Consider the following 15,445-nt stretch of genomic DNA (forward strand, 5'->3'; position numbering starts at 1 on the left):
TCACACCCCCAGGGCGTCGGCGCCCCGGGCGCGGGCCAGGGCGTAGAGCCGGGCCAGGACGCCGAGGGCGAGCGCGTGGGCGGTCCCGGGCTGTTTGTCGAGGAGCTGCCGGGCCCGGCGCAGGTCGGCCTCGATGCCCTTGATCTCCTCTCCCTGGGGGCTCTTGGGCGCGGGGGCGGGCTGCTCCAGCTGCTCCTTGCCGAAGAGGTGGGCCGCCTCGCTGAGCGCCGCCTGGGCGAGGGAGGTCATCTCCGGGCTGCGGATCGGATCCTGGTTGTAGAGGCCGTGGGCGGCGACCATGCACTCGGTGACGCGCTCGGTGATGCTCCAGGACAGCGGCCCGGTGCGCACCGGTGATTCCGGGTACACGGCGTGCACGTTGTCCCACAGGCCGACCCCGTCGCCCTCGCTGATCCGGCGCGCCCAGAGGTGGTCGAGGATGCTCTCGGCGAGGGAGAGCAGCCGGTCCTGGGAGCCGATGTTCCGGGACAGGGCGCACAGCTGGATGGTGCGTTTGAGCAGCTGGGCCGAGAAGTCGGCCATCGTCCACTTCATGGCCGGGCCGATCTCCTCGCTGCCCAGCAGCGGCAGGGTGACTCCGGGGTTGTGCAGCCCGATCGCCGGGTCCTCGCGGGCCGTGCGGCTGGTGATGCGGCCGCGTTCGGCGAGGCGTTCCATGACGGCGACGGTGCGGGTGAGGTCGTCGTCGGTGGCCCGGCGGCGCACCAGGTCGTGGACGAGGATCGAGGCCACGGAGAGGGAGAAGTACTCCGACTCCAGTTGCTGGAGCGTGGTGCGCCAGGGGATCTCCTCCAGCGGCCAGGTGGCGGCGTCGAAGCGGGCGATGCCGGACCAGTACTGCTGGGTGATCTCCCAGCGCAGCCGTAACGCGTCGGCGAGCCGCTGCTGTTCGGCGGTGAGCAGACCGAGGACGAGGGTGCGCTCGGAGGACAGGTCGGGGATGCCGTCGAGGGCGACGACGGTGAAGTACAGGTACGGCACGGCCTTGGCCACGCCCTGGGGCTGTTTGCCGATGTCCTGGGCGGTCTGCGCCTCCACCTCGACCTCGGGGGCGCCCTTCACCAGGCTCCAGGCCCAGCCGCACTCGAACAGCCGGTTCTCGTTGCGGAGCTGGTCGGCGACGTCGGTGTCCAGACCGAGGGTGACGCTCTCGCTGATGAGGGCGCGCAGCGACTTGAACCGTTCCTGGAAGCGCTGGAGGATCTGGCGGTCGGACAGCCTGCCCCGGCCGAGCAGCCGGGCGAGCGCCTGCCCCTGGTCGGAGCCGATGTCGACGACGTTGACGGTGAAGGAGCGCAGCAGGCTGACCATGGCGGCGGTCAGCCGGGCGCTGGTCGCCTCCCTCAGCTCGTCGATGCGGGCCAGCGTGCTCGCCCGCTGCGTCTTGCCCCGGTAGACCTTCAGGAAGCCGAGGGTGGCCAGGCACAGAGTGATCGACATGGAGTAGGAGTCGACGACCCCGACCTGCTCCTGTTCCTCGGAGAGTTCCAGCTCCGGGTCCTCGGGGGCGAAGTAGTAGCCGCCGGCGAAGGTGGGGCTCTCCTCGCCGCGGTGCCTGTCCATGAAATCGCCGAGGATCTCCACGAGGTTCATGGGGATCTCGCTGGAGTCGCCCGCGTTCCGCAGGGCCCGTTCCACGTCCAGTTGTGTGGTGTCGGGGTCGTCCAGACGGAACGGCTCGATTTCCGTGGCGGGGTAGAGAAGGCAGAGCAGGCGCTCGGCGTCGGCGACGCTGCTACGGCCGCCCCATTCTCCCCATTCCCATGCCCCGCTGTCGAAGGAATGGCGCGCGATGGCCTGCCACACTTCGAGCAGATTCTGTCTCGGTTTGATCTGCACGCCCATCCCCCTCACCCGGGCCCGTCACCATGGAAAAGTATGTCCGGCAGTTCACTCCTCGTGCCGGGCTTTTCGTTTCCCGCAGGCCAGGATCATACCCGTGTAACCGTCCCTCACCAGCTGCTGCGGATTGGCCGTGCGATGGATCTCGACATCTTCGGCGTATGCGCCGAGAACCGTCCGCACCTCGGATTCGTCGATATCGCGGGCCGGGAACCTGTGGGCGCCGACCTGATATCCCTCGGAATGCTCCATGAAAGCGGCGGCGAAAGGCGCGCCGGATTTCAGGGCGTTCATGAAACACCCCACGCCGCGCCGGAACTCGGCGAGGGAGGTGGTGATGGACTCGGCGACGAAGAACATGGTGCCGAGGTCCCAGCGGCGCTCGTCGGCACAGAGATCGAAGAGACTGCCCGGCTCGGGCTGCCCCACGGCCTCCTTGAACCGGACCCGGGGTGCCATGTCGAGCGTGGCATATGCCTCGTCCTTGCACAGGACGTTCCAGAACTGGTCCCAGTGGGGGGCGTAGTCCGGGCACTGGCCACGGAGATAGTCCAGATTGCGGGCCGACCGCTCCAGAAGCGTGATCCGGTCGCACCAGGGAAGCATGGCGAGAGCGGGATAGAGATTGGGCCCGGCCCCGACGTCGATACCGGAAGCGACCCGCCCGCCGCCCCGGAAGTGATCACTGAAGTGATCGCGCACGTGGGAGAGAATCTCCTCGTCGACAGCCTGCATCTCGAGGTAATTGTGACTGATGTACACACGGGGATCGAAGGCGTCCCACAGCACATCGTCATTCAGCTCTTGGTCAGCGGCAGGCGGTACCGAGGTCATGATTCAGCGTAGCAGGACGCATGGGTCTTGAAGGAGTGCGTGCACCGGGCAATGATGGAGATCAGATACGCAAATCGCACTGACTCCAATTCGATTTGTCGACACTTCACAAGGGGACCGCATGAATCCTCTTCCCGGAGACCGTTCTCCGTCGGGCACCGGTTCGACATTGAGCCAGATGTCCGGAGAAAGACCCTTACGGATCAGAGCGGTCACCGAGGCGGATCTGCCTCATATCGTGCGGCTCGACGCCGACGCCTTCCCGCACGGTCCCTACCCGTTCTTCGTCCTGCGCCAACTCCTCACCGCCTGCACCGGCCTCGTCTACGTCGTGGACGACGGCTCGGACCTCTACGGATACGTGCTCGGCACCGCGCCGAACGACGCGCAGAGCTGGGTCCTGAGCCTCGCCATCACCCCCCGGCTGCGCGGCAAGGGCTTCGGCCGGGAACTGATGACGAGACTGCTCGGCCAGCTGCGCGCCAAGGGCGCCCACTCGGTCCGGCTCTCCGTGGAACCGCGCAACGACTCGGCCATCGCGCTCTACCGTTCCCTGGGCTTCGTCGCCGATCCCGGCGGGCCGCACCCGGACTACTTCGGCCCCGGCGAGGACCGTCTCCTCATGACCCTGGCCCTGTGAGCCCACCGAAACCGCGTACGTACCGGCGCTGCCAGGGGGTCTCCACCGCGTGCCGGTCGTAGTGCCGGCGGACGAAGTCCACCGCCTCCTGCGCGGGGACGCCGTCCAGCACCGCCAGACAGGCCAGGGCCGTTCCGGTGCGGCCGCGGCCGCCGTGGCAGGCGATCTCGACCCGTTCGTCGGCCGCGCGCCGCCATGCCTGCGTGAGGACCTCGCGGGCCCGCGCACGGTCGGCCGGGAGCCGGAAGTCGGGCCAGCGCAGCCAGTGCGACTCCCACGGCGGGCTCGGGGGCCGCGCGCCGAGCAGGTAGACGCCGAACGCCGGGGCGGGAGCCGCCGGATCGAGCGGGCGGCGCAGACCGCGGCCCCGGACCAGGCGGCCCGACGGCAGGACGAGCACCCCGGGCTGCCCGGCGCTCCAGGCCCACGCGTCACTCTTCATCGCCCCATTCGAACGCGGTCCCGGCTCCCAGGCAACCGATTCCGCCCGACCCGTGGTCCGGAGGGTGAGGAGGGTGCTTGATGCAGGCCGAACTAGAGGACCGGTTCCAGGAGTTCGTCAGAGCCCGGTGGTCACGGCTCGTGCGGACCGCGTATCTGCTGACGGGGGACGTCCACCACGCGGAGGACCTGACGCAGACCGCGCTGGCCAAGGCGTACCGGTCGTGGCGGCGGATATCGCGCAGCGACAACCCCGAGGCGTACGTGCGGCGGATGCTGGTGACGTGCAACAGCGACCGGTTCCGCAAGCGGCGGGTCACCGAGGCGCTGACCGCGGCGCCGCCGGAGCGGGCCGGACGCGACGAGGGTGCCGGGCGGGTGGAGGAGCGCGGCTCCCTGCTGGCCGGGCTGGCCGCGCTGCCGCCGAGACAGCGGGCGGTGGTCGTCCTGCGCTACTGGGAGGACCTGTCCGAGGCGGAGGTGGCCGAGGTGCTGGGCTGCTCCCCCGGCACGGTGAAGAGCCAGGCGTCGAAGGGGCTCGCGAAGCTGCGCGCCTGCCCGGGCCTGACCGCCGGCCGCGACACCGGCGACGGACGAACCCGGGAACAGGAGGCGGCGCCCGCCCCGGAACCGGGAGCGACATCCGCCTCCGGTCCCGAGCGGGGGCGGGAGCAGGAGCGGGAACAGGGCGCGGGCCCGGTGCGGGTCCGGGATCAGGTGCGGGGAGGCAGCAGGTGAACGGTTCGGGAGAGCGGGCGGACCGGGAGGACTTCGGGTTCGAGGAGCGGATGCGTGAACTGCTCGCCGAGGACGCGTACGCCGTCAGGCCCTCGCCGGCGCCCTATCCGGCGATCCGGCGGCGCGGACTGGCCGAGCGGCGGCGGCGCGCGGCGGTCGCCGGGGCGGCGCTGATGACGCTCGCCGCGGTGCCGGTGGGGGCGTACGCCGTGTCCGGGGGAGGCGGGGGGCGGGCCGACACGGCGGTGCCGAGACCGTCGGTGAGCACCCCGCACGGCCCCACCGGGAGCACCGGCCCGAGCGGCGGGGGCCCGTCGGCCTCGGCGGCGCCGGCGTCACCGGGCGGGCCCGCGCGGCCCGCCACGGACGGGCAGTTGCTCGACGGGATCACCTTCGCCCGGGCGGCGGACGGCCTGGCGAAGTGTCTGGACGCCGAGGGCGGGCCGCCCGGGAGCGGCGCCGACCTGGGCGAGGCCGGTGACTACCGGATCATCCTGGCGATCGGGAGCACCGGTGACTCCAACGCCCCCGGCGACGGCGTCTACATCGCCGCGGTGAAGGAGCGGCCCGCGGGCCGCTGGCTGGTCTGCTCCGTCAAGGACGGGGTCGCCTCGGGCATCAGCGCCGGCGCGATCGACGCCTCCGTGCCCGGCACGGGACCGGTCTCCGTCGACGCCAACAGCGGTGAGCTGTACCAGCAGTCGTACATCGACAAGGGCCACTGGAAGCTGCCGTTCCGGTGGGGGGTGTTCGGCACCGTCGAGGCGTCGGTGGCCGAGGTGACCGTCTCCTACGGCGACGGCAGTCCGGTGACCGCGACGCTGGACCACGGCTGGTTCGTCGCCGCCGGTCTGCTGGACCGGCAGGTCACGCTGGCTCCGCACGTCAAGGGCTACGACAAGGCCGGCAAGCAGGTATACGACTCCGACCAGGACCGGACGTACCAGCGCACCCTCCCCTGACCGGACGGAGCCGACCGGGCCCGCCGGGCGGGGGGCGTCAGGAGGGCGTGCGGGCCGCCACCAGCAGCCGGGTCACCTCGTCCGCGTGGATCGTCAGGGCCGCGCCGACCGTGGCGAGGACCTCGCGTTCGGCCGGGGTGTAGGGGCCGTCCGCGAGGGCGATCCGGGCCCCCTGGAGCAGGATCGATTCGCGGCCGACCGCCGCGAGGTGCGGGGCGAGCGGGTCGAGGGCCTCGTGGAGCTCTATGGCCAGGCCCGGACCGTACGCCTCGCCGTGGCTGCTGCCGGTGTCGGAGGCCAGGGCGGCGACGAGGGCGGCGAGCTGTTCCTCCGTGCAGTCGGCGAACCCTGCCGCGCGCACCGCACCGGCCGCCGTCTCCAGGGACGTACGGGCGCAGGTGCCGCCCGCGGACAGGACCGCGAGGGCGACGGTGTGCACGGCGTCCCTGAGCATCGCCGAGAAGCGGACGGTGGTCGGGTGGTCGAGGACGTCGGTGCCGTAGTGGCGGTGGCAGGCCGCGCACTCGACGACCGGGCCGGTCTCACCGCGCGGCACGACCGGCAGGCCGAGGAGCGTGAAGCGGCGGCGGCCGGTCAGCCGCTGGAAGTTGCGGTCGCCCCCGCAGCCCGGGCAGAAGAACTCGCCGTCCCCCGCGGGCGTCCACGAGGTGCGGGTGCCCAGGATGCGGGCAAGCCCGGTGGCACGGCCGTCTCGTCCCCGTTCTGGCAGCACGTCGCACCTCCGTAACCCCGCGGCAACATCGCCGCGCGCCTCCGTGATGTTAGCCACATCCATGAGGTGTAGTCAGCACCCAGGACGAGACCTTCCCGTGACCTGCACACCAGGGTGGCCGAGAAACGACGGGGCCCTGACCGCCGGAGGAGACGGTCAGGGCCCGAAGTTCCCGGTCAGGGGGGTCAGCGGGTCGCGCGGTTGACGGCCGAGACGACCGCCTTCAGCGACGCACGCGTCGTGTTCGCGTCGATGCCGATGCCCCACAGGACCTTGTCGCCGATCGCGCACTCGATGTAGGAGGCGGCCTGCGCGGAGGCGCCCTCGCTCATCGTGTGCTCCTGGTAGTCCAGCAGGCGTACGTCGATGCCGACGGACTCCAGGGCGTTGAAGAAGGCCGAGATGGGACCGTTGCCGGAGCCGGTCAGGACGGTGTCCTCGCCGTCGACCGTGGCCTCGACGGTCAGGGTGTCGACGCCGTCGGTGTCCGTGGTCGACTGCCCCGTGCGGACCTGGATGCGGCCCCAGGGGTTCTCCGGGTTCGGCAGGTACTCGTCCTGGAAGACCGCCCAGATGGCACCGCCCGTGACCTCGCCGCCCTCGGCGTCCGTCTTGGCCTGGATCAGCTTCGAGAACTCGATCTGCATCCGGCGGGGCAGGTCCAGCTTGTGGTCGTTCTTCAGGACGTAGGCGATACCGCCCTTGCCGGACTGCGAGTTGACCCGGATGACCGCCTCGTAGGAACGGCCGACGTCCTTCGGGTCGATCGGCAGGTAGGGGACGGCCCACTCGATGTCGTCGACGGTGACGCCCTTCGCGGCCGCGTCGGCCTCCATGGCGTCGAAGCCCTTCTTGATGGCGTCCTGGTGGGAGCCGGAGAAGGACGTGTAGACCAGGTCGCCCACGTACGGGTGGCGCGGGTGGACCTCCATCTGGTTGCAGTACTCCCACGTACGACGGATCTCGTCGATGTCGGAGAAGTCGATCTGCGGGTCGACGCCCTGGGAGAACAGGTTCATGCCCAGGGTGACCAGGTCGACGTTGCCGGTGCGCTCGCCCTGCCCGAACAGGCAGCCCTCGACGCGGTCGGCGCCGGCCATCAGCGCCAGCTCGGCGGCGGCGACGGCGGTGCCGCGGTCGTTGTGCGGGTGGACCGAGACGCAGACGTACTCGCGGCGGGAGAGGTTGCGGCTCATCCACTCGAAGCGGTCGGCGTGGGTGGACGGCGTCGAACGCTCGACGGTCGCCGGCAGGTTCAGGATGATCTCGCGGCCCGGGCCGGGCTGGTAGACGTCCATCACCGCCTCGCAGACCTCCAGCGCGAAGTCCAGCTCGGTGTCGGTGAAGATCTCGGGGCTGTACTGGTAGCCGAACTCGGTCTCGGGGCCCAGCAGCTTCTCGGCGTACTCCATCACCAGGCGGGTGCCGTCGACGGCGATCTGCTTGATGTCGTCCTTGGAGCCGCGGAAGACCACCCGGCGGAAGACGGGGGCCGTGGCGTTGTACAGGTGGACGGTCGCCCGCCGGGCGCCCTTCAGGGACTCCACGGTCCGCTCGATCAGGTCCTCGCGGGCCTGGGTCAGTACGGAGATCGTGACGTCGTCCGGGATCGCGCCCTCTTCCTCGATGATCGAGCGCACGAAGTCGAAGTCGGTCTGGCCGGAGGCGGGGAAGCCGACCTCGATCTCCTTGTAGCCCATCTTGACCAGCTGGTCGAACATCCGGCGCTTGCGCTCGGGCGACATCGGGTCGATCAGGGCCTGGTTGCCGTCACGCAGGTCGGTGGAGAGCCAGCGGGGGGCGACGGTGATCCGGTTGCCGGGCCAGGTGCGGTCGGGGATGTCGACCTGGTCGTACTGTCCGTACTTGTGGATCGGCATGTGACTGGGCTGCTGGCGGTTCGCCATGGGGCGTGGGCTCCTCGGGGTGACCGGAGAATGTCCGGGCGGAAGGACGGCCGACGCGCAACACCAAGCACCGCGGGGAGGGGGTCGGCCTCTACTACAGGCCCTCGCCGCGGCAGCTAAGGAGAAGCAGCCCGAAACGCATAGTGCTCCGCAGCCTAGCCGAGCCGCATCCGTCGCGCGGGTCCGTTCCAGTATGCGGGACCGCCAGGACGAACCACTGAAAAAGGTGCGGAACGTGCGGAACGCCACTCTCCGTCCGCGAGCCATACCACCGGGCGTCACCGGCGGGGCCCCTTTGTCACCGTATTTCACCAATCATGGTTGCGGGTGGTGACATCGGCGTCACGCGGTGCAAGGGTGCCGGGCATGACGACTCACGGGGGCTTCCGGCCCGTCTTCTGCACCGTCGTTCCACCGCACGTCCTCGACCGTCTCGCGCGGAGCGAGGACCCCGCCCTGTCCGGTCCGGCCCGGCGCACCATCCTGCGCGACAGCGAGCTGCGCGCACTGCGCCAGGTGAACACCGAGTACGGCCTCCTCTCGGCCCCGGCGGCCAAGGCGCCGTCGGACCAGCCGCTGCGCACCCTCTACGACGCCGGGCACGGTACGTCCCTGCCCGGCACCAAGGTCCGCGCCGAGGGCCAGGAACCCGGCCAGGACGCCACCGTCAACCGCGCCTACGCGGGGCTCGGCGCCACCTTCGACCTCTACCTCAAGGCCTACCGGCGTCACTCGATCGACGACGACGGTCTGCCCCTGGACGCCACCGTCCACTACGACGAGGGCTACAACAACGCCTTCTGGAACGGCGAGCAGATGGTGTTCGGGGACGGCGACGGCGAGATCTTCGTCGACTTCACCAACTCCATCGACGTCATCGGGCACGAACTCACCCACGGCGTCACGCAGTACACGGCCAACCTGACGTACAACGGCCAGCCCGGGGCCCTCAACGAGTCGATGTCCGACGTCTTCGGCTCGCTCATCAAGCAGTACTCCCTCGGCCAGACCGCCGCCGAGGCCGACTGGCTGATCGGCGCGGGCCTGCTCGCCCCCGGCGTCACCGGCACCGCCCTGCGCTCCATGAAGGCGCCGGGCACCGCGTACGACGACGACGTCCTCGGCAAGGACCCGCAGCCCGCGACGATGGACGAGTACGTCCGCACCGGCCGGGACAACGGCGGCGTCCACATCAACTCCGGTATCCCCAACCACGCGTTCTACCTCGCCGCCACCGCCCTCGGCGGCCACGCCTGGGAGAAGGCCGGCCAGATCTGGTACGACGTGCTGACCGGCGGCGAACTCGGCGAGCGGGCCTTCTTCTCCGACTTCGCGAAACTCACCGTGAAGGCCGCGCGCGAGCGCTTCGGCGACGGCGGGGAGGAGCTCCAGGCCGTGTCGAAGGCGTGGGAACAGGTGGGGGTGCGGATTCTCTGAGTCCGTAATAGACAGGGACCCATGCGTATCCAGGTGAGTCGCACGGGCGGTTTCGCGGGCATCGAGCGCCGTGCCGAGGTCGACACCTCGGCACGGCCCGACGCGCACGAGTGGCAGGCCCTGGCCGAGCGGGCGGTCGCCGCCGGCTCGGCCGCGCCCCCGTCCGGCGTGCCGGACGGCTTCGGCTACGAGATCACCGTGGACGGCGAGACGGTGTACGCGGCCGACCCGGGCCTCACGCCGGAGCAACGGGAACTGGTCTCGCGGGTGCTGAAGGAGGGGGCCTGAGCACGCACCCCCGCGCGGTGCGAACGGGCGGTTCACGCCCGGGCGTTGACTTGCTTACCCATCGGTAAGGATGATCCGGCCCATGGCGAACGATCCGCGCGACGCAGCGCACCCGATCCCCCGGTTCCCGGACGGCTTCCTGTGGGGCGTGTCCACCTCCGCACACCAGATCGAGGGCGCGGTGGACGAGCGCGACCCTTCCGTGTGGGACACGTTCACCGCCGAGCCGGGACGGGTGAAGGACGGCTCCACGGCGGCGGTCGCCTGCGACCACTACCACCGCTACCCCCAGGACGTGGCGCTCCTGGCCGGCCTGGGCGTGGACGCCTACCGCTTCTCCGTCTCGTGGCCGCGGGTGAACTCGCCCGGCGGCATCGACTTCTACGACCGGCTCGTCGACGAGCTGTGCGCGGCCGGGGTCCGCCCGGTCCCCACCCTGTTCCACTGGGACCTGCCGGCCGGCCTCGACTGGCTGGAGCGGGACACGGCGTCCCGGTTCGCCGAGTACGTCTCCGTGGTCGCCGCCCGGCTCGGTGACCGGGTACAGAAGTGGATCACCATCAACGAGCCGGCCGAGCACACCCTGCTGGGACACGCGCTCGGCACCCACGCCCCCGGCAAGCAGCTCCTGTTCGATGCGCTCCCGGTCGCCCACCACCAGCTGCTGGGACACGGTCTCGCCGTCCAGGCGCTGCGCGCGGCCGGCGCCGCCGACATCGGCATCGCCAACTCGCACGGCCCGACCTGGCCGGCCTCCCGGGAGCCCGCCGACCTGGAGGCGGCCGCCTTCTACGACGTCCTGCTCAACAGGCTGTTCGCGGAGCCGCTGCTGCTGGGCGAGTACCCGGAGGGGCTGGGCGAGCTGATGCCCGGTGACGTCGCCGGCGATCTGAAGGTGATCTGCGAGCCGCTCGACTTCTACGGCGTCAACTACTACGCCCCGACGAAGGTGGGCGCCCCGCAGGGCACCGAGATCGAGTTCGGCGGCATCACCATGCCGGCCGAACTCCCCTTCTCCGTGCGGCAGATCGAGGACGTCCCGGTGACGGACTTCGGCTGGCCGGTCGTCCCGGAGGGCCTCACGGAACTGCTCACCGCCTTCCGCGACCGCTACGGCGACCGGCTGCCCCCGGTCGTCATCACGGAGAACGGATGCAGCTACGAGGGCCTGGACGACCAGGAACGCATCGCCTACCTCGACGGCCATCTGCGGGCCCTGCACCGGGCCTGCGAGGCGGGCGTCGACGTGCGCGGGTACTTCGTGTGGTCGCTGCTGGACAACTTCGAGTGGGCGGAGGGCTACGCGCGCCGCTTCGGCCTGGTCCACGTGGACTTCGAGACCCAGGCCCGCACCCCGAAGGCGTCGTACGCCTGGCTGCGGGACGTCCTGCGGGCGCAGAGATGACGACGGCGGACAGGGCCCCGGCGGCCGCCCTGGCCGAGCCCGTGGAGCGGGTGAGCCGGGGCTGGACGTCGGCCCTGTCCCTCGCCAACGGGGCGATCTGGGTGGGCTGGTACGGCCCCCTCCAGATCCTGCTGGCCTCCCAGGCCGAGGACTTCGCCCCCGGTTCGGGCATGTCCAAGGAGACGATGCTGGCCTGGGTGACGGGCGTGGGCGCAGTGGTGTCCCTGGCCGCCAACCCCCTCTTCGGCGCGCTGTCGGACCGCACGACGTCGGCGCGGGGCCGCCGTACGCCGTGGATCGTGGCGGGCACGGCGGGCGGCTCCCTGTCGCTCCTGCTGCTCGCGGGCGCGGACGGCGTGTGGACCATGGCGCTCGGCTGGTGCCTGGTCCAGCTGACCCTGAACGCCGCCTTCGCCGCGGTGACGGCCGCCGTGCCCGACCGGGTGCCCCGGCTCCAGCGCGGCTCGGTGGGGGGCTGGCTGGGCGCCGCGCAGATCCTGGGCGTGGTCGGCGGCACGGGCCTCGCGACGGCCGCCGGGGGCGTCGGGGCGGGGTACGTGGCGTGCGCGGTGTTCACGACGCTGGGCGTCCTGCCGTACGTGCTGCGGTACGAGGACCTGCGGCTGGCCGTGGCGGACCGGCCGGCCTGGTCCTGGCGGGGCTTCGCGGCCGGCTTCTGGCTGAGTCCGCGCCGCTATCCGGACCTGGCCTGGGCCTGGCTGACCCGCTTCCTGATGAACCTGAGCAACGCGCTGGTGCTGCTGTACCTCCTCTACTACCTGCGCGACCGGCTGCACCACTCCGACCCCGAGCAGGGCGTGCTGATCCTGACGGCGGTCAACGGTCTGACGCTGCTGGCGACCGTGGTCGTCGGGGGCGCCTGGTCGGACCGGGTCGGGCGGCGCAAGCCGTTCGTGATCTGGTCGGGCGTCCTGATGGCGGTGGCGACGGCGGGCCTCGCGCTCTGGCAGACCTGGCCGGGCGCGGTCGTCGCGGCGGCGGTGCTGGGCGTGGGCTTCGGGGTCTTCACCTCCGTCGACTTCGCGCTGATGACGGACGTGCTGCCGAAGGCCGGTGACCGGGGCAAGGACCTGGGCGTGATCAACGTGGCCAACGCCCTGCCCCAGGTGGCGGCGCCCGTGCTGGCCGCCCCCGTCGTGACCTACCTGGGCGGCTACCGGGTGCTGTACCTGGTGGCGGCGGCGGTCGGCCTGGCGGGGGCGGTGCTGGTGGGCCGGATCAGGTCCGTGGACTGACCTTCCGGACGTCGGCCCCGAGCATGTCCCGGAGTCCCGGGGCCCCGGAGTCCCGGGGCCTACAGGGCGCCGGCCTCCCGGGCCGCCCAGGCGCTCGGGAACAGCGGGCGGTAGCCCAGCTCGCGGCGGATCCGCTCGGTCGAGACGACCGCGGACCACGGGTCGGGGTCCGTGCGGGTGTACAGCTCGGCGGGGACCTCGATTCCGTTGAGCCGGTGCAGGTCGACCGCCGTGACGGGGGCGTCGTCCGCGATGTTGTAGATCCGGCCGCCGATCCCCGGGGCGTGCAGGAGACGCAGCAGCCCCTGGGCGACGTCCGCGTGGTGGCCCATGTGCAGCATCTGCCCCGCCGCCCAGTGCGCGGCCCACCGCAGGGACTGGGCGAGGTGCGGATCGCCCTCCCCGTAGACGAAGGGGAGGCGGCCGACGCACACGTCCAGGCCCTCCAGCGCGAGCAGTTCCCGCTCGGCGTGGGCCTTCGAATCGGTGTAGGCGCCCCACATGGCGCCGCCGGGCCGGCTCTCGTCCTCCTCGGTCAGCGGGCGGCCCCGCCCCAGGCCGTACACCAGCCCCGTGCTGACCTGCACGAAGCGCCGTACGCCGGAGGCGAGCGCGGCACGGCCCAGTTCGACGGCCGCGTCCCGGTTGACGGCCCACGCCTCCTCGTCCGGCACCCCCCGGAAGGAGGCCGCCACGTTCACCACGGCGTCCGCCCCGGCCACCGCCTTGCCCAGGGCCTCCGCGTCCCGCAGATCCCCGACCGCCACCTCGGCGCCCAGCTCCGCGAGGCGTTCCCCCCGGGCGGCGTCCCGCACCAGGACCCGCACCCTCTCTCCCGGCCTGGCCTGCGCCAGCAGCCTCGGCACGAAGCGCCGTCCCACCTGTCCCGTCGTCCCCGTCACCAGTGTCAGCATCGTCACTCCCGTGTTCCTTCGGTCCGGTGACCCCAGCCTGGGGCGCGGCGGCGGCCGCCGGGAGAGACCCGTCGATCGGGGGATCGGCAGTCCCTGGATAAGGCGGGCGCGATGGCGCAGCCTGGAGGGGTGGCAACGAACCGAGCCGAACTCGCCGACTTCCTGCGCCGCGGCCGCGCCCGCCTCACTCCGCCGGACGTGGGACTCACCGCGGGGGCCAGGCGCCGTACCCCCGGGCTGCGCCGCGAGGAGGTGGCGCAGCTGGCGGGCATGTCGGCCGACTACTACACGCGCCTGGAACAGTGCCGGGGCCCGCGTCCGTCACGTCAGATGCTGACGGCGCTGGCCCGCGCGCTGCGCCTCACCGACGACGAACGCGACCACCTGTTCCATCTGACCGGCGAGGAGCCGCCGCGCCGCGAGACGGCGTCGGCCCACGTCCCGCCCGGCCTGATGCTGATCCTGGACCGGCTGCACGACACGCCCGCGCAGGTCGTGACCGACTGCGGTGAGGTCCTGGCCCAGAACGCGATGGCGCGGGCGCTGACCGGCGACGTGATGTCACGCCCCCGGCGCGAACGCAACCTGGTCCGGCTGCACTTCCTGGACCCGGCGGCGCGCGCCCTGTTCCCCGAGGAGGACCGGCCGCATCTCGCCCGCGCCCATGTGGCGAGTCTGCGCGCGGTGGCCGCGGCCCGCCCCGACGACCCGGAGCCGGCCGCGCTGGTGGCCGGACTGCGCGCCGGCAGCGAGGAGTTCGCCCGCCTGTGGGACGAACACGAGGTGTCCGTCCGGCACAAGGCGACGAAGCGCTTCCAGCACCCCCTGGTGGGCCTGCTGGACCTGGACTGCGAGGTCATGCTCAGCCACGACCACCATCAGCTGCTGATCATCCACACGGCCCGCCCCGGCACGGACTCCCACGAGCGGCTCGAGCTGCTGCGGGTGCTCGGCGTGCAGGACATGACCCCGCACGACGCGAGCACCCGGCGGGCGGTCCGGCGGGCGGTCTAGAACCCCAGCTTGCGCAGCTGCTTGGGGTCCCGCTGCCAGTCCTTGGCGACCTTCACGTGCAGGTCGAGGAAGACCGGCGTGCCGAGCAGCGCCTCGATCTGCTTGCGGGACTTGATGCCCACGTCCTTCAGGCGCTTGCCCTTGGGGCCGATGATGATCCCCTTCTGGCTGGGGCGCTCGATGTAGATGTTGGCGTGGATGTCGAGCAGCGGCTTCTCCGCCGGCCGGTCCTCGCGCGGGAGCATCTCCTCGACGACCACCGCGATGGAGTGCGGCAGCTCGTCGCGGACGCCCTCCAGCGCCGCCTCGCGGATCAGCTCGGCGACCATCACCTGCTCGGGCTCGTCCGTCAGGTCGCCCTCGGGGTAGAGCGGCGGGCTCTGCGGGAGCATCGGCACGAGCAGGTCCGCCAGCAGCTCGACCTGCTGGTCGCCGACCGCGGAGACCGGCACGATCTCCGCCCACTCGAAGCCCAGCTCCTTGCCGAGCTGGTCGATCGCGATGAGCTGCTCGGCGAGCGTCTTGGAGTCCACGAGGTCGGTCTTGGTGACGACCGCGACCTTCGGCGTCCGCTTGATCCCGGCCAGTTCCTTGGCGATGAAGCGGTCGCCGGGACCGAGCTTCTCGTTGGCCGGCAGGCAGAAGCCGATGACGTCGACCTCGGCCCAGGTGGCGCGCACGACGTCGTTGAGCCGCTCGCCGAGCAGGGTGCGCGGCTTGTGCAGACCCGGCGTGTCGACCAGGATCAGCTGGGCCTCCGGGCGGTGCACGATGCCCCGCACGGTGTGGCGTGTGGTCTGCGGACGGTTCGAGGTGATGGCCACCTTCTTCCCGACCAGAGCGTTCGTGAGAGTGGACTTGCCCGCGTTGGGACGGCCCACGAAACAGGCGAAGCCGGCACGGTGCACGGACTCGGCCGGCCGCTCGGATGACTGGTTACGGACGCTCATGGCCCCCATTCTCCCTGATCCACGAAGCCCTGCCGTACACACGAGCGGCAGCACCCTTCGCGG

14 protein-coding genes and 1 pseudogene are annotated in these 15,445 nt (G+C 71.5%); 8 read left to right on the forward strand and 7 right to left on the reverse strand.

The window, feature by feature from the left end:
- Both Saso_RS02705 and Saso_RS02710 read right to left on the reverse strand, forming a co-directional pair.
- Nucleotides 1-1,860, reverse strand: a complete 1,860-nt coding sequence (locus Saso_RS02705; RefSeq protein WP_189917582.1) for an SCO2524 family protein — start codon at nt 1,858-1,860, stop codon at nt 1-3.
- Between the two features lie 51 nt (nt 1,861-1,911).
- Nucleotides 1,912-2,697 carry an SCO2525 family SAM-dependent methyltransferase gene (locus tag Saso_RS02710; RefSeq protein WP_229901004.1) on the reverse strand — a complete coding sequence of 262 codons (786 nt, stop codon included), beginning with the start codon at nt 2,695-2,697 and terminating at the stop codon, nt 1,912-1,914.
- A 178-nt stretch (nt 2,698-2,875) separates the two neighbouring features.
- Here Saso_RS02710 and Saso_RS02715 point away from each other — a divergent pair, with 178 nt between their 5' ends.
- On the forward strand, nt 2,876-3,337 hold the full coding sequence (locus tag Saso_RS02715; protein ID WP_229901006.1) for a GNAT family N-acetyltransferase: 462 nt from the start codon (nt 2,876-2,878) through the stop codon (nt 3,335-3,337).
- Here Saso_RS02715 and Saso_RS02720 read toward each other — a convergent pair.
- Nucleotides 3,318-3,779 (reverse strand): protein-tyrosine phosphatase family protein, encoded by a 462-nt coding sequence (locus tag Saso_RS02720; protein WP_189917586.1) that lies wholly within the window; start codon nt 3,777-3,779, stop codon nt 3,318-3,320. The genes Saso_RS02715 and Saso_RS02720 overlap by 20 nt on opposite strands.
- 80 nt (nt 3,780-3,859) lie before the next feature.
- Between Saso_RS02720 and Saso_RS02725 the strand changes: the two are divergent.
- A pseudogene (locus Saso_RS02725) lies at nt 3,860-4,345 on the forward strand (SigE family RNA polymerase sigma factor); the annotation flags it as partial.
- A 167-nt stretch (nt 4,346-4,512) separates the two neighbouring features.
- On the forward strand, nt 4,513-5,478 hold the full coding sequence (locus Saso_RS02730) for a hypothetical protein (RefSeq protein WP_229901007.1): 966 nt from the start codon (nt 4,513-4,515) through the stop codon (nt 5,476-5,478).
- 37 nt (nt 5,479-5,515) lie between these two features.
- Here Saso_RS02730 and Saso_RS02735 read toward each other — a convergent pair whose 3' ends face one another.
- Together Saso_RS02735 and leuA are read right to left on the reverse strand one after the other, a co-directional pair.
- Nucleotides 5,516-6,211 (reverse strand): TerB family tellurite resistance protein, encoded by a 696-nt coding sequence (locus Saso_RS02735; protein ID WP_189917588.1) that lies wholly within the window; start codon nt 6,209-6,211, stop codon nt 5,516-5,518.
- Between the two features lie 185 nt (nt 6,212-6,396).
- Entirely contained in the window at nt 6,397-8,118 is a 1,722-nt protein-coding gene (leuA, locus tag Saso_RS02740; RefSeq protein WP_189917590.1) for a 2-isopropylmalate synthase, read from the reverse strand.
- A gap of 366 nt (nt 8,119-8,484) precedes the next feature.
- On the opposite strand from leuA, the gene Saso_RS02745 reads away from it, so the two are divergent.
- The 4 genes from Saso_RS02745 (at nt 8,485) to Saso_RS02760 (ending at nt 12,504) form a co-directional block, all read left to right on the forward strand.
- On the forward strand, nt 8,485-9,555 hold the full coding sequence (locus Saso_RS02745) for a M4 family metallopeptidase (protein ID WP_189917592.1): 1,071 nt from the start codon (nt 8,485-8,487) through the stop codon (nt 9,553-9,555).
- A gap of 21 nt (nt 9,556-9,576) precedes the next feature.
- Entirely contained in the window at nt 9,577-9,843 is a 267-nt protein-coding gene (locus Saso_RS02750; RefSeq protein ID WP_189917594.1) for a protealysin inhibitor emfourin, read from the forward strand.
- Between the two features lie 82 nt (nt 9,844-9,925).
- The gene (locus Saso_RS02755) at nt 9,926-11,248 is read left to right on the forward strand and encodes a GH1 family beta-glucosidase (protein WP_189917596.1); all 1,323 of its coding nucleotides are present in this window, start codon (nt 9,926-9,928) and stop codon (nt 11,246-11,248) included.
- On the forward strand, nt 11,245-12,504 hold the full coding sequence (locus Saso_RS02760; protein WP_189917598.1) for an MFS transporter: 1,260 nt from the start codon (nt 11,245-11,247) through the stop codon (nt 12,502-12,504). Before Saso_RS02755 ends, Saso_RS02760 begins: the two co-directional genes overlap by 4 nt.
- 59 nt (nt 12,505-12,563) lie before the next feature.
- Here Saso_RS02760 and Saso_RS02765 read toward each other — a convergent pair whose 3' ends face one another.
- A complete protein-coding gene (locus tag Saso_RS02765; RefSeq protein WP_189918516.1) occupies nt 12,564-13,418 on the reverse strand; it encodes an NAD-dependent epimerase/dehydratase family protein in 855 nt (284 codons plus the stop codon).
- Nucleotides 13,419-13,547: 129 nt separating this feature from the next.
- Between Saso_RS02765 and Saso_RS02770 the strand changes: the two genes are divergently transcribed.
- The gene (locus Saso_RS02770; RefSeq protein ID WP_229901008.1) at nt 13,548-14,432 is read left to right on the forward strand and encodes a helix-turn-helix transcriptional regulator; all 885 of its coding nucleotides are present in this window, start codon (nt 13,548-13,550) and stop codon (nt 14,430-14,432) included.
- Here Saso_RS02770 and era read toward each other — a convergent pair.
- Nucleotides 14,429-15,382, reverse strand: coding sequence for a GTPase Era (gene era, locus Saso_RS02775; protein ID WP_189917602.1), 954 nt, complete (start codon nt 15,380-15,382; stop codon nt 14,429-14,431). The genes Saso_RS02770 and era overlap by 4 nt on opposite strands.
- Nucleotides 15,383-15,445: the final 63 nt, after the last annotated feature.

Origin of the sequence: Streptomyces asoensis (assembly GCF_016860545.1) — a bacterium.
Classification (GTDB): domain Bacteria; phylum Actinomycetota; class Actinomycetes; order Streptomycetales; family Streptomycetaceae; genus Streptomyces; species Streptomyces asoensis.

Coding starts and splice junctions, on each gene's coding strand:
- Saso_RS02765 (WP_189918516.1), bottom strand. CDS start 13,418: ATGCTGACACTGGTGACGGGGACGACGGGACAGGTGGGACGGCGCTTC.
- Saso_RS02760 (WP_189917598.1), top strand. CDS start 11,245: ATGACGACGGCGGACAGGGCCCCGGCGGCCGCCCTGGCCGAGCCCGTG.
- Saso_RS02710 (WP_229901004.1), bottom strand. CDS start 2,697: ATGACCTCGGTACCGCCTGCCGCTGACCAAGAGCTGAATGACGATGTG.
- Saso_RS02715 (WP_229901006.1), top strand. CDS start 2,876: ATGTCCGGAGAAAGACCCTTACGGATCAGAGCGGTCACCGAGGCGGAT.
- Saso_RS02745 (WP_189917592.1), top strand. CDS start 8,485: ATGACGACTCACGGGGGCTTCCGGCCCGTCTTCTGCACCGTCGTTCCA.
- Saso_RS02750 (WP_189917594.1), top strand. CDS start 9,577: ATGCGTATCCAGGTGAGTCGCACGGGCGGTTTCGCGGGCATCGAGCGC.
- leuA (WP_189917590.1), bottom strand. CDS start 8,118: ATGGCGAACCGCCAGCAGCCCAGTCACATGCCGATCCACAAGTACGGA.
- era (WP_189917602.1), bottom strand. CDS start 15,382: ATGAGCGTCCGTAACCAGTCATCCGAGCGGCCGGCCGAGTCCGTGCAC.
- Saso_RS02755 (WP_189917596.1), top strand. CDS start 9,926: ATGGCGAACGATCCGCGCGACGCAGCGCACCCGATCCCCCGGTTCCCG.
- Saso_RS02720 (WP_189917586.1), bottom strand. CDS start 3,779: ATGAAGAGTGACGCGTGGGCCTGGAGCGCCGGGCAGCCCGGGGTGCTC.